This is a genomic window from Antrihabitans auranticaus (genome assembly GCF_016481275.1).
GTDB lineage: Bacteria > Actinomycetota > Actinomycetes > Mycobacteriales > Mycobacteriaceae > Antrihabitans.
This window is the reverse complement of the sequence record NZ_JAEMNW010000005.1, coordinates 200,660-213,447: the sequence shown is the minus strand read 5'-3', so window position 1 is coordinate 213,447 and position 12,788 is coordinate 200,660. Positions and strand designations below refer to the sequence as shown.

Below are 12,788 nucleotides of genomic sequence, written 5' to 3'. Positions count from 1 at the left end.
CTCAGCGAGCGCGCTCGAGCCGCTGGGCAGCGGCTTCCCAGACGGCTTCGGCGTAGTGAGTCTGTAGGTCGCCGGAGTTGCTGAACGTCAGCACCAGCGTGAGTGAGTTCGACTTGCCCACAACGAGTATCGACGACCGGGCAGCGACCTCTTGGCCGCGCCGCTCGGTCGTCTTCGACGTGTAGCCGTACACGTCTTCGAATGCGTCGTCAGCGAATTCTGGGGCAACGGCGACCTCGACGGTTGCGGTGCCGCCCTCGACCATGAATTCGGTCGACGCACACTTCTCGACGAACGACGAGACATCGGATCGAGTTCCTTTGTTGCCGAACAGGATCGACACATCGAACAGCTGGCCCTCCGGTCCCACGCCATGTGCACCGGTCCAGTCGGAGCCACCGTATGTCGCGGTATGTGCGGCCTTCGTCGCCGCGCCGTCGAGTCCACACGCCGCGGGCTGTGCGGCAGACAGGCCTTCGTACCTCGCCGCAGCATCAGGTCGTCGCTCGGCGTCTGTGACCTCCCAGTTCGCGAACATGGGTAATCGGAGGTCGAGCTGGTCGATCAGCTGCGTGCGATACCGGTCGGAGTCCTGCGAAACAGGTTGTTCGGCAACCGGATCCGCCGCGCAACCGGCGAGCGTCGCCGCGACGACGAGCGTGCTCACTGCCGGAGTGATCCGGTGCACTGGGCGCCTCGATTCCGATCAGGGGGGACGGTCGAGCCAACTATAGGGTCCCGCTCGGGAGCGGGATATTCTGTGCGAACGGGGGGAGGGGTACATGTCGGAGCGGGTAGGGGCGGTCCACCTCGGGTGGGACGTGCTGACGGTGGCGGCTGGGCACGGTGCGCGTGCCCCGGTGTTCTTGCCGATCGAAGGCGACCCGACGCCGCCGGCAGCGCTGCTCGCCGATCGTAGGGGGCAACTCCATACGCGGCGTGCCGATCCGCGTCGCACCGACCTCGGGACGGCGATCGCCGACGTACGAGACATCGTCGGCCACAACGAAATAGTGGTCGCGGGCGCGACGTGGCCGACCCAAGCGGTCTTTCGCGCGCGGCTGCACAACGCCCTGGATGCGATCGCCGCCCACCTCGGTGGACCGATCGATGTTCTCGCGTTGCCCTATCCCGACGCCTGGCCCGACGCGACCGTGGAGCGCTTCGCTGCTCTCGTCGGCGGTCTCGGCGTCGCGGTGGAGCCGATACCGGAATCGGTGGCCCTCGCCGGGTACGTTCGCGGCGCGGGCGCCGTCGCAGGGCATGGTGCGACCGTCGTCTACTGCGACGGGCGTTCGGTCCTCGTCGTCGCGGTTGGCGTCGATGAGAACACGCCGACCGAATCGGTCGGAGTGGCGATGCTGCCAGACGCCGCAAGCGACCCCCGCGTCGCCGACCGCCTGGTCTTCGACGTTCTCGGCGCAGCGCGATCGATCGGTGCAGATACCGGTGCGGTGGTCCTTGCAGGAAACGTGGTCTACAACGAGGTTCTGCGACTCGCTTTCAAGAACCAGTTCGGCCGTCGGCTCGAGCTCGCCGAACAGCCCGTCCACGCGATCGCTCTCGGCGCAGTGCGGCTGGTCATCGAGGATCCCGATGTCATCGCTGCCCCCGTGCCGCCGCGGACGTTCGGCGCACCGTCACCGGCAGACGTGAGACCCACTGTTGCCCAACGTCGTCCGCACGACGAGCTGCCGACCGAAGTCATCCGGCGCCCGCACGTTGCCGCGCCGCCTCGGGGTATCGGTTGGAAGGTCGCGGCGGCGGTGGCCGTCGTCCTGCTCCTCGTCATCATCGCGCTGGTGGTGCTTTCGGGAACGTCGAGCACAGCGGTCGCACTCACGGACGATGAGGCCAGGGGCGTGGTTACCGCGTTGCTGCTTCCCGAGGACGCGATCGACGGGATGATTCCGGCGACCGCGGCATCGGTGACGACGGGCGGTGAAATGACCTCGCTGGCCTGCGGATCGATTCCGCTCACCGCTGCCGAGGCAGGCGCGGCACGCGTGTCGGCCGCGCGAAGGTTCGTCGCGCCGACGACCGGGCGAGGACTCGCCGAGAAGTATCGGCCCGGAGATGCGATCGAGACCCGAGTGGTCTCCGCCGCCGCCGACGCGCACGACGACATCCAGTACGACATCGTCAAGCAGCTCCAGATCTGTCCCAACGGTGAAGCGAACGACGTTCGCTACGTCGTGCCCGTCCCGACCAGCGGTGCGGATCCAGGTCCGCCACGTCAGGTCGGGTCGACGAGTCCGGTCGGTACGACGGCATTCGACGTGCACGCCAGGGGGCGGCTCGTGTGGCGCGGATTGTCGGCGCGCAACGCATCGCCGACCAAGGAGGTCGAGCATGTGACGTGTCTGCTCGACAGTTCGGGGGAGGTGTTCCTGCGAGCCTGCGGGATGAGTGTCGAATCGAGCGGTGCCGACAAGCTTGCCGCGCTCGGTATGCGGAAGCTGCATTCCCGCCAGGATCAGGTCGACTGAATTTTCTCGCAGAACGACGGAACCGATCCCGGCGAAGTGGCGTCAAACCTTGTAGCACTGGCTCGAGGGGTGCCAGTGCGTCTGCAAAGGGGGAAGTGATGGGGGAATCGCTGCGCGTCGTTCCGGCGGATGTACTCGCGTTCTCGGGAGCGGTTCGGGGTATCGAAGAGGAGACCGGTCCGGCGCTGCGATACCTGGACGAATGGTTGAGTCTGCCTGGGACCGCCGGCGGCCTGTTCACGGACACGGCGCGCAGTGTGCACGACATTCGCGATCGGCTGAAGGTGAACTACGAGCAACTCGGCCGTATCGCGGACGCGTCGTCGATCGAGCTGGAGAAGGCAGCCGGAATGTACCGGGACACGGACCTGGAGGTCGCGCGCGAGTTGGATCGAACATACGTTGGCGCGAGTCAGCCGGATGCCGACGGGTCCGTGCGCTCGTCGGTGCGCACCGTGACCGGCGCTCCGAGTGCTGTATTGGCCGCGCCGGATGCACTACGACCGCTGTTGGCGGATATGTGGAACACGATCGGCAGCTTGCAGTTCCTGTCGCCCACGTGGCTCGTCTGCAAGGCGTGGGAGGCCGCGACGGGGGAAGACCCTATGAGCTGGACGGAGCGGATCGCCGGAAACTGGGAAGACATTCAACAAGCCGGAAAGGCGCTCGCGACGCTCGGTGACTACAACTCCGAACTCGCTGCGGTGATCCTCCGTACCGCAGCTGACGGCACCCAGACATGGCAGGGAAACGCCGCGACCGGCGCGAGCGAGTACTTCGCGGGTTTTGCGAATGCCGTTGCTGCTCAGCAAGACCCGCTCGTCGAGATGGGCCGGAATCTCGAACAGCTTGCGACGGCGATCTCCGAGTTCGGCACCCTTATCGGTGACATCTTCCAATCCGTCTTCGACATGGCGATAATCGCGGCCGTTCAGCTCAGCATGTCGATGGCGCCTGTGCCGACAGGGCCGGTGTTCGGTGCGGCGTTCGCTGCAACGTTTGCGCGGATGGTGGCAACCGCAGCTCCTGTGGTCGATTGGTACGGGAGGGTGCTCCTGCTGGTTCGCGAGGCACTCGCCCGCGGGTATGCACTCCTGGGCGGCGCGGAGTTCGTTTCGCTGCCTGGCCTGCCCACCTCGTCCTACGACCATCCCGGGGTATGACAATGTCGATAACCGGCTGGGGTGACTTCGCAGGCGGGGACACCTGTGTGCAGCGCCAACTCGAAATGTCGCTACAGGCACTGTCGCGACTCGCTCCGGATTGTGCGACCAAGGAATTCGCGGATGCCATCCTGAATGGTGCGCTGGACCCGAGAGAAGCGGTATCGACAGTCGCGTTCGACGCGCTCGTCGAAACGTCGAAGCAAACAGGCATCGACCTCCTGAACGAGACCTCACCCGAGGAATTCGCACGCCTTGCCGCTTCGGCAGACGCGTTGCTCGACGAGTACGTACGCACGCTGTCGGTGGACGGTTCGGAAGTCGATGCCGACTCGGGCGACGACGATGACGATGACGAATACTTCGGTAGCCGCGGGTCGATCCTCGCGTAGGGCATGTAGGAAGATTCGACCGGCGAAGGGGGGCACGGTGGCTGGTGAAAACGGTTCGGAAGAGATCAGCGTCGACCGCGACGCGCTGGCTCGGATAGCAACCGAGTTGCAAAAGTCTGCGCAGGCTGTCGCTATTGCCGGCGCCGAACTGCAGAAGAATGACTTCGGGCCGCAGCACGCCGGTGCGAACTACTCTCACCAGGGCGACGAGGTTGCCGAAGGGCTCGCCAATATCCTTGCGTGGCTGACGAATTGGCAAACCGCCACCAACGCGAGTGCGCAGCAACTCGGCGGTGACGCGATGTCTTACGCGACGACCGACGCAGCTACGACGCAGGCGTTGCGGAGTGTCGGACAGGGCATTCCGGGATGAGCGGCGCTTCCCTCGGCGGTCCGCCCGAAGTAACGGACAAGTATTCGGTCGCGCAATATCTCGAGCGCGGCAAGTACGGGCTCGCCTACTTTCGTGAGTTCACTGCGCTATATCAAAAGCTCGAACCGGTCGGGGACGTGTCCGCTGGGCTGGAGACACGGTTGTCCGAACAATCGGGCATGGACCTCGCGCGTATGCAGGATTGCATCGATGCGGTCGACGCCGTACTCACCGAAGCCACATCGCAGATCGACGAACAGACCACGCAGGCTCGATCGATTCCCGGCGCGTGGACGGGTGCTGCTTCCGTCAACGCCCGGGCGATGATCGACGGGCAGATCCAGCAGGCCAAAGAGGTGCACGAGCAGGCGTCGGTTGCACGCGACGCGTTGCGCGCTGCTCGGGAAGCTTTTCGTGACGCCGTCGAGGTCAAGGCCGAGGTGTGCGTCGGATTCCGCGAGCAGGACTCCACCGGAGTTCACTCGCGGCTGCTCATCCAAGGAAGATCGAGTGCTGAACTGGGCAAATTGATCGACGTCTGGCAAGGCACCCCGTCTTACGGTGAGCTCAATGATGCTGCGGCGATCATGTATCGCAACGACGACTATCCGCAGACCTCGTCGGTCGGAGATCGGCTGGCTGGAGACCAGCGGTTCATGGCGATCGTCGAACGCGACTGCGAGTACTGGGCACTCATCTTTCGGACCGACTTCGAAACCAAACTCAATGCGTTTCTTGCCGTGTGTGACAGCACCGACACCACGATCAAGGCGCAGTACGCGACGCTGATCGAAGCGCTCGGCGACGTGAGCGACAAGCAGTTTCCGCTGCCGTCGGGTGCAGGTGTGCCGAGCGAGTCGGGTCGACCCATCCTCGGCGCCGCTGTCGAGCCAGGCGGTGGCGCACTTGTCGATACCGGCAGTCTCCTGTCCGGCAGCGCGGGCGGGTCCGGGGTCGGCGGCATGGTCGGCTCTGTGGGCAGCGGTGCGGGACTGTCTTCCGCGGTACCCGCCTCCCCGCACGGCGTGGATGTCGCGCCGCAGGCACTGTCTACCCGGACACCCGCCGACGTGAGCGTGCCGGCGCAAACGTCCAACGGACTTGGCGGACTTGGCGGACTTGGCGGACTTGCCGACGTCGCAGCGAAAGCGGCCGAACTCGTGGCGGGCGTCGCAATCGGTGTCGTCGACGGCGCGGTCCAGATGATCCAGGGCGGCACCGATGGGGCCGAAGTGTCGCTGCCGGTGCCCGAAGGCGATATGACCGAGGCCGTATTCGACGTGGCAGGTCAGCAACTCGGGTGCACGACCGGGGCGGGCGGTGCTCTCGTGCTGACGACGACCGGACCTGACGGCGAACCAAAGCAGTTCACGTTGACGATCGACGAAAACGGCGTCCCAGTCGTCGCGCCGGTCGGGCAGGAGGAGGAACCGATCGCTCCCGTCGTCGAGGAAGGCGTGCCGCCCGAACCGGCGGACGAGGCGATCGCGATCGAGCCGGATCAGTCCGTCGAGTCGTGGCAACCCGAAGCTCCAGCCGACCTGCTGCAGGAGCCGATGGCGCAACCTGTGCTGCCGCCGGTCACCGTGCGGCCGGAGCAGGAAGGCGCGGTCCGGCAATCGACGCAGACTGACGACTCCGGGCCTCCCGCAGAGTCCGGTGCGCAGGTCGCGGAAGCTGGTTCGATGTGAGCTACGCAGACGAGATAGTCCGGCTGGGGGAGGAACATCGCACCCGGGCCGCCCGGATTCGTACCGAGCTGGAAGATCTCAGGAACCGGAACGCGGAAGCCGTGGCGCAGATAGCGGAGCGATTCCGGCAGCGTGCCGAGCAGAAGACACCGACGCAGACCGTCGAAAAGACCGCCCAGGACGACGACGAGTCCTACTACCGGCCGAAGACCTGGCTCGTCTGACTCGACCGTTTTGACCCGTACCTCGTCGGACCGGTATCGTTGCCGGTTGGCGTGCGGTACGTGCGGTGCCTTCCGGTGCTGTAAGTAAAGCGAGTCCCGGGTCTCCTCTGGCCGCCGGGATCACCTCGACCGTTCACCTGGCTGGCAAACCTTCGATTAGACAGGGAAGTTCTGTGTCTACGTACAGCCCCAAGGCCGGTGATGTGACCCACGAGTGGCACGTCATCGATGCCACTGACGTAGTGCTCGGCCGCCTTGCCGTTCAAGCAGCGAACTTGCTGCGCGGTAAGCACAAGCCGACCTACGCCGCGAACGTCGACGGCGGCGATTTCGTCGTCATCATCAATGCCGAAAAGGTTTCCATCAGCGGAAACAAGCTGACCGGCAAGTTCATCCACAATCACTCCGGCTTTCCGGGCGGGTTGCGTTCACGCTCTGTCGGCGAGGTTTTGTCGAAGACGCCTGATCGCCTCGTCGAGAAGGCAGTCCTCGGGATGCTTCCGAAGAACAAGCTGGGTGCCGTCATCGGCAGCAAGCTGAAGGTCTACGCAGGCCCGAACCACCCGCACGCCGCACAGAAGCCAGTTCCCTTCGAGATCAAGCAGGTGGCCCAGTGACGGCGCCAGAGGAGCAGAACGTGACCGAGAACGACGTGGTCGACGAGGCCGCTTACGAGGTTGCGTCCGACGACTACGCAGACGTCGAGCACACCGAGGAGCCCGCGCGCGCAGCGCATGCGCCGATCGTGATCGATCGTCCGGTGCAGACCGTCGGTCGCCGTAAGGAAGCGGTCGTTCGCGTCCGCCTCACCCCCGGCACCGGTGGCTTCAAGCTCAACGGCCGCACCCTCGAGGATTACTTCCCGAACAAGGTGCACCAGCAGCTCATCAAGGCGCCGCTGGTCACTGTCGATCGCACCGAGTCGTTCGACATCGTTGCCCTGCTGCACGGCGGCGGTCCGTCCGGTCAGGCAGGCGCGTTGCGTCTGGCTATCGCCCGCGCGCTGATCGAGGTCACGATCGAGGACCGTCCGGCACTCAAGAAGGCCGGCTTCCTCACGCGTGACCCGCGTGCAACCGAGCGTAAGAAGTACGGCCTGAAGAAGGCCCGTAAGGCGCCTCAGTACTCGAAGCGCTGATGTCAACCCCCGTGCGCGGTTGGGGAGTCCCTGGACTCCCTGACCGCGCACGGTCGTATCTATATCTCTGAGGGGTTGTCCGAATGGGTCGGTTGTTCGGTACTGATGGTGTTCGCGGGCTTGCGAACGAGACGTTGACCGCCGAGTTGGCGTTGCGCATAGCCGGCGCCGCCGCGCAGGTTCTCGCGGAGTCCGACGGTCAGGTTCGGCCGACGGCTGTCCTCGGCCGCGACCCGCGCGCCAGCGGCGAGATGCTGTCGGCAGCCGTCACCGCCGGACTCACGGCAGCAGGGGTGGATGTCCTCGATATCGGGGTTGTGCCTACGCCCGCTGTCGCGTACCTGACCGATGCGTATGCCGCGAACCTCGGTGTGATGATCTCTGCGTCTCATAACCCGATGCCGGACAACGGGATCAAGATATTCGCGGCCGGTGGACACAAGCTGGACGACGACGCCGAAGACCGGATCGAGGCTGTCATCGAGAGCGCCGCCGTGCGGCGCCCGACGGGCGAGCACATCGGCCGGGCACGGTTCGTCGCCGACGCCGGTGCGAAGTACCTCGAACATCTCGCGGTTGCGAGTCCGCAGAGTCTTGCTGGGATCAAGGTCGTCGTCGACTGTGCCAATGGCGCGGCATCCACGCTCGGACCGGCCGCCTACCGTGCCGCGGGCGCCGAGGTCATTGCGATCAACGCGGACCCCAACGGCCTCAACATCAACGAAGACTGCGGTTCGACGCACATGTCGGACCTGCAGAAAGCAGTCGTCGCACACGGCGCGCACGCGGGGATCGCGCACGACGGCGACGCCGATCGCTGTCTCGCGGTCGACGCGACGGGCACGCTGGTCGACGGCGACGCGATCATGGCGGTCCTTGCGCTGGCGATGAAAGAATCGGGCGAACTGACCGACGACACGCTCGTCGCGACCGTCATGAGCAACCTCGGCCTGCACATCGCGATGCGAGCGGCCGGCATCGAGTTACGCACGACGGCGGTCGGTGATCGCTATGTTCTGGAGGAGTTGCGCAGCGGCGCGTTCGCGCTCGGCGGCGAGCAATCGGGACACGTTGTGCTGCCACGATTTTCGACGACCGGTGACGGCTTGCTCACCGCGCTGCGGCTCCTCGGTCAGGTCGCGAGCACCGGAAAGACACTGGCGGAACTCGCCGGTGTGCTGACCGTCCTGCCGCAGGTTCTGGTCAATGTCCGGGTCAGTGACAAGGCGGCCGTTGCCGCCGCACCGACCGTTGCGGACGCGGTCGCCGAGGCCGAACGCGAGCTCGGCGAGAACGGCCGAGTGTTGCTGCGGCCGAGCGGTACCGAGGAGCTCGTTCGCGTCATGGTCGAGGCGGCCGACCTAGGCCACGCGCAGCGCTTGGCAGACCGGCTCGCCGAGCACGTCGGCGCGATCTAGAACCTTCCGGTCAGCAGGGCGAGCGGGGACTTCTTCTGCTCCGGTTCGTCTTCCGCGAGCGGGTCGACGAGTTGAGTCTTCGGGATGTCGATGTCCGGCTCGGCGAACTTCTCGTACTTCTTTTCGCCTGCGAGTGTGTACAAGAGGAAGCCCGTCAGCAGTGCCCGAGCGGTTTTCTGGGTCTTCTTCTCGGCCTTGCCGTACCCGAGATTGCCGAGCACGCGGCGCCCTTCGAGCAATCCGTTTCCGGTCGCCTTGTCGACGGAACGCAGGATCGAGTCGCCGCCCCACGCCGCCGCCAGCGTCGTCGCATTCGAATCGACTGCCTTCATGTCCTTGCCGCCCGCCAGAATCAGGCCGGGCACCGTGATCTCGGGTGCGATCGCCTCCGAAGGTGGCGATGTGGGCGCGGGAAACAGCGCCGCGACCGCAGCAACTCCGGGGTACTTGGCGGCGGCGAGAACCGCCGCGCCCGCGCCCATTCCGTGGCCGGCGAACGCCAGCTTGTCCGGGTGAACGCTGATCGATCCCGAGCCCAGCCGAACGCCGACGCAGATGTCGAGAGTCGTCCGCAGATCGGTCGCCAGGCCTAGATGTGACGGAAACGGTCCGCGTTCACTACTTGGGGCGGCCACCACGATTCCCCACGAGGCGAGATGTTCGAGCAGGCTCCGATAATTGTCGACGTTGGTGATCCAGCCGTGCCCGAATGCAACCGCCGGCAGGCCGAGACCCTCGGCCGGGGTGAACACAACACCCGGCTGGCCTGCGATAGCCATATTTCCGCGCTGCACACGATGCGGTCCACGGTTGGCAAGTTCGGATACCAGTGATTTCACAGACGCCGCCACACGCGAAACGTTATCCGATGTAAAGCAACGTCGGGCAGGGACAGGGCGCACTGGTGCCAAACCTGGGCCGTGGCGATCTGTGTTCGGCGAGGCCTCGGGCCCAAGTACCCTGATGAACCATGTGCGGAATCGTTGGATACGTCGGCCATCGCAATGCGCTCGACGTTGTGGTCGAGGCCCTGCGCCGAATGGAGTACCGCGGGTACGACTCTGCCGGCATTGCGATTGCGGATGGCAACGGGAAGCTCGCAACCGAGCGCAAGGCCGGTCGGCTGGCGAATCTGGAGGCGGAGCTTGCCGAGGTCGGTACGGCCGCGTTCGCGGGTTCGACCGGTATCGGGCATACGCGCTGGGCGACTCACGGCGGCCCCACCGACCGGAATGCGCACCCGCACAAGGACGTGAGCGGGAAGGTCGCGGTCGTCCACAACGGCATCATCGAGAACTTCTCGCCGCTGCGGGCGGAGCTCGAGGCCGAGGGCGTCGAGTTCCTCAGCGATACCGACACCGAAGTCGCCGTTCACCTCGTCGGGCGCGCCTATGCCGAAGGCGAGACTGCGGGCGATTTCGTCGCGAGTGCGCTTTCGGTCCTGCGCAGGCTCGAAGGACATTTCACGCTGGTCTTCACGCACGCCGATCACCCCGACCAGATCGTGGCGGCACGCCGCTCGACGCCGCTGGTCGTGGGCGTCGGCGAGGGTGAGATGTTCGTGGGCTCCGACGTCGCGGCGTTCATCGAGCACACGCGCAACGCGGTCGAGCTGGGCCAGGATCAGGTCGTCGTCATCACCGCAGACTCCTACACGATCAGCGACTTCGACGGGAACACCGATGTCGCGAGCAGGCCCTTCCGGATCGACTGGGACCTTGCGGCAGCCGAAAAGGGTGGCCACGACTACTTCATGCTGAAGGAGATCGAGGAGCAGCCCGACGCCGTCGCCGACACGTTGATCGGCCACTTCGAAAAGGGCCGAATCGTCCTCGACGAGCAGCGCCTGTCCGATCAGGAGCTGCGCGAGATCGACAAGGTCTTCGTTGTTGCGTGCGGCAGCGCCTACCACTCGGGTCTGGTTGCGAAGTATGCAATCGAGCACTGGACCCGACTTCCCGTCGAGGTCGAGCTGGCGAGCGAGTTCCGCTACCGCGACCCGGTGCTGGACCGGTCGACGCTGGTTGTCGCCATCTCGCAATCGGGCGAGACAGCGGACACGCTCGAAGCCGTCAGGCACGCGAAGGACCAGAAGGCGCGCGTGCTCGCCGTCTGCAACACCAACGGAGCCCAGATTCCTCGTGAGGCCGACGCGGTCCTCTATACCCGGGCGGGACCGGAGATCGGCGTCGCGTCGACAAAGGCATTCCTTGCGCAGGTGACCGCGAACTACCTCGTCGGACTGGCGCTTGCGCAGGCCCGCGGGACGAAGTATCCGGACGAGGTCGCCCGCGAATTCGCGGACCTGGAGGCCATGCCGGCGCTGGTGTCGCGGGTGCTCGAGACCATGGAGCCGGTCCGCGCCATCGCGCGCGAGTTGGCGCACAGCCCGACGGTGCTGTTCCTCGGGCGCCACGTCGGATATCCGGTCGCCCTCGAAGGTGCGCTCAAGCTCAAGGAGCTCGCGTACATGCACGCGGAGGGGTTCGCGGCGGGTGAGCTCAAGCACGGACCGATCGCGCTGATCGAAGAGGGTCTTCCGGTCATCGTCGTGATGCCGTCCCCGAAGGGCCGCGCTGTTCTGCATTCGAAGTTGCTCAGCAACATTCGCGAGATCCAGGCGCGTGGTGCTCGAACGATCGTCATCGCGGAGGAAGGCGACGAGACAGTCAGGCCGTTCGCTGACAATCTCATCGAGATTCCAGCGGCTCCGACGCTGCTGCAACCGTTGCTGTCGACGGTGCCGCTACAGGTGTTCGCGGCCGAGGTCGCTCAGGCGCGCGGCTACGACGTCGACAAGCCGCGCAACCTGGCCAAATCGGTGACCGTCGAGTAGTTCGCTACTCGACGGTGATCGAGCCGGTCATCTCACCGTGCACGCCGTCGACATACCGGTAGACGCCCGGCCTGTCGAACGTCACGGTGTACACGCCTGATTTCAGATAGCCGCTGTTGATGATCATGGCGAAGTCGCCGAGACCGGACACCGCGTGCAGCTTTCCACCGTCCTCGAACTGCCAGGTCACCGAGTCGCCGACTTTCACGGTGACAGAACTTGGCGAGAACTTCATGTCCTTCACGACGACGATCTCTTCGGTGTCCGTCGGTGGGGCTTCCGGAGCGGCGGGCCGGTCGCCCACTGCAACGGCCGCCGGTAGCACGACGTCGTCGTGGTTCGGGGTGACTGCGAGTTTCCAATACGCCATGCCGCCGACGAGCGCGGCGATGGCGAGCATCACCGCGAGCGGCAACCAGACACTGTCGTCGTCGGAACCCTGCTCGGGTGCTTTCGCACGGGGGGATGTCTCGACTGCCTCGGTCTGCGCCGCTTTGCGTCGTTTGCCGCCGCCCGTCAGCTTGCGCAGGCGGTGACCACCGTCGGGGGTCTCATCCAACGCGCTTCTCCCTCATCCGTGTGCCACGATCGCGGTCGAGCCTAACGTGCCTACGTGACGACGACCGATCCCGTCATCTGCGGATGCAGCGTGCAGCCGTACTGGTAGGTCCCCGGAGTATCGAAGGTCACCGTGTAGCTGTTGTCGCGCAGGATCGGGCTGTGAATCAACGTGTCTGCGGGCTTCGCGCCCTGGACATTGTGTGGCACCCCGCCGTCGTCGAATCGCCAGGTGACCGATTCGCCTGCCTGCACAGTGATCGTTGCCGGCGTGAACTGCATATCTTTGACGAGCACCACACCTGGCTCGGCCTGCGCGGGCTGATCGTCCGATTTCTCGGCGCCGCAGGCCGTCAGGGTGGCTGCGAGCGCGAGTGCAACGGCGAATCGTCGCAGAGACAGTGCCGGGCGACGGCGTAAAGGGGTCACGTGGCACAGCTTATTCGCGCGGACAGCGGCGTAAGGTCGCGCACAGGACGGGTTGACGTGAACGACCATGGGATCGG

Annotated in this window: 14 protein-coding genes; 10 read left to right on the top strand and 4 right to left on the bottom strand. The window is 65.5% G+C overall.

What is annotated here, in order from left to right; all coding sequences use genetic code 11:
- Position 1 precedes the first annotated feature (1 nt).
- Complete coding sequence (locus JGU72_RS22515) at positions 2–667, bottom strand: hypothetical protein (protein ID WP_199686316.1); 666 nt, start codon at positions 665–667, stop codon at positions 2–4.
- Between the two features lie 115 nt (positions 668–782).
- Between JGU72_RS22515 and JGU72_RS22510 the strand changes: the two genes are divergently transcribed.
- From JGU72_RS22510 to glmM, 9 genes are all read left to right on the top strand, one after another.
- Positions 783–2,489, top strand: coding sequence for a hypothetical protein (locus JGU72_RS22510; RefSeq protein WP_199686315.1), 1,707 nt, complete (start codon positions 783–785; stop codon positions 2,487–2,489).
- A gap of 98 nt (positions 2,490–2,587) precedes the next feature.
- Entirely contained in the window at positions 2,588–3,652 is a 1,065-nt protein-coding gene (locus JGU72_RS22505) for a WXG100 family type VII secretion target (RefSeq protein ID WP_199686314.1), read from the top strand.
- Positions 3,649–4,044, top strand: coding sequence for a hypothetical protein (locus tag JGU72_RS22500; RefSeq protein WP_199686313.1), 396 nt, complete (start codon positions 3,649–3,651; stop codon positions 4,042–4,044). The genes JGU72_RS22505 and JGU72_RS22500 overlap by 4 nt, the downstream gene beginning before the upstream one ends.
- Before the next feature lie 37 nt (positions 4,045–4,081).
- Positions 4,082–4,417 (top strand): hypothetical protein, encoded by a 336-nt coding sequence (locus tag JGU72_RS22495; RefSeq protein WP_199686312.1) that lies wholly within the window; start codon positions 4,082–4,084, stop codon positions 4,415–4,417.
- Complete coding sequence (locus JGU72_RS22490; RefSeq protein WP_199686311.1) at positions 4,414–6,108, top strand: WXG100 family type VII secretion target; 1,695 nt, start codon at positions 4,414–4,416, stop codon at positions 6,106–6,108. The genes JGU72_RS22495 and JGU72_RS22490 overlap by 4 nt, the downstream gene beginning before the upstream one ends.
- Positions 6,105–6,332 carry a hypothetical protein gene (locus JGU72_RS22485; protein ID WP_199686310.1) on the top strand — a complete coding sequence of 76 codons (228 nt, stop codon included), beginning with the start codon at positions 6,105–6,107 and terminating at the stop codon, positions 6,330–6,332. Before JGU72_RS22490 ends, JGU72_RS22485 begins: the two co-directional genes overlap by 4 nt.
- Before the next feature lie 173 nt (positions 6,333–6,505).
- Positions 6,506–6,949 carry a 50S ribosomal protein L13 gene (gene rplM, locus JGU72_RS22480; protein WP_199686309.1) on the top strand — a complete coding sequence of 148 codons (444 nt, stop codon included), beginning with the start codon at positions 6,506–6,508 and terminating at the stop codon, positions 6,947–6,949.
- The gene (gene rpsI / locus JGU72_RS22475) at positions 6,946–7,470 is read left to right on the top strand and encodes a 30S ribosomal protein S9 (protein WP_199686308.1); all 525 of its coding nucleotides are present in this window, start codon (positions 6,946–6,948) and stop codon (positions 7,468–7,470) included. Before rplM ends, rpsI begins: the two co-directional genes overlap by 4 nt.
- 83 nt (positions 7,471–7,553) lie before the next feature.
- The gene (gene glmM / locus JGU72_RS22470) at positions 7,554–8,888 is read left to right on the top strand and encodes a phosphoglucosamine mutase (protein WP_199686307.1); all 1,335 of its coding nucleotides are present in this window, start codon (positions 7,554–7,556) and stop codon (positions 8,886–8,888) included.
- Here glmM and JGU72_RS22465 read toward each other — a convergent pair.
- Positions 8,885–9,739 (bottom strand): poly(ethylene terephthalate) hydrolase family protein, encoded by an 855-nt coding sequence (locus tag JGU72_RS22465; RefSeq protein WP_199686306.1) that lies wholly within the window; start codon positions 9,737–9,739, stop codon positions 8,885–8,887. The two genes, glmM and JGU72_RS22465, sit on opposite strands and share 4 nt — an antisense overlap.
- 119 nt (positions 9,740–9,858) lie before the next feature.
- On the opposite strand from JGU72_RS22465, the gene glmS reads away from it, so the two are divergent.
- Entirely contained in the window at positions 9,859–11,724 is a 1,866-nt protein-coding gene (gene glmS / locus JGU72_RS22460; RefSeq protein WP_199686305.1) for a glutamine--fructose-6-phosphate transaminase (isomerizing), read from the top strand.
- A 4-nt stretch (positions 11,725–11,728) separates the two neighbouring features.
- On the opposite strand, the gene JGU72_RS22455 is transcribed toward glmS, so the two are convergent.
- Both JGU72_RS22455 and JGU72_RS22450 read right to left on the bottom strand, forming a co-directional pair.
- Positions 11,729–12,283 carry a cupredoxin domain-containing protein gene (locus tag JGU72_RS22455; protein ID WP_199686304.1) on the bottom strand — a complete coding sequence of 185 codons (555 nt, stop codon included), beginning with the start codon at positions 12,281–12,283 and terminating at the stop codon, positions 11,729–11,731.
- A 50-nt stretch (positions 12,284–12,333) separates the two neighbouring features.
- On the bottom strand, positions 12,334–12,711 hold the full coding sequence (locus JGU72_RS22450; RefSeq protein ID WP_307828562.1) for a cupredoxin domain-containing protein: 378 nt from the start codon (positions 12,709–12,711) through the stop codon (positions 12,334–12,336).
- Between the last annotated feature and the right edge of the window lie 77 nt (positions 12,712–12,788).

What these genes read in the sequence shown, in the direction of transcription:
- JGU72_RS22510 (WP_199686315.1), top strand. Translation starts at nt 783, where the DNA reads ATGTCGGAGCGGGTAGGGGCGGTCCACCTCGGGTGGGACGTGCTGACG.
- JGU72_RS22505 (WP_199686314.1), top strand. Translation starts at nt 2,588, where the DNA reads ATGGGGGAATCGCTGCGCGTCGTTCCGGCGGATGTACTCGCGTTCTCG.
- JGU72_RS22500 (WP_199686313.1), top strand. Translation starts at nt 3,649, where the DNA reads ATGACAATGTCGATAACCGGCTGGGGTGACTTCGCAGGCGGGGACACC.
- JGU72_RS22490 (WP_199686311.1), top strand. Translation starts at nt 4,414, where the DNA reads ATGAGCGGCGCTTCCCTCGGCGGTCCGCCCGAAGTAACGGACAAGTAT.
- glmM (WP_199686307.1), top strand. Translation starts at nt 7,554, where the DNA reads ATGGGTCGGTTGTTCGGTACTGATGGTGTTCGCGGGCTTGCGAACGAG.
- glmS (WP_199686305.1), top strand. Translation starts at nt 9,859, where the DNA reads ATGTGCGGAATCGTTGGATACGTCGGCCATCGCAATGCGCTCGACGTT.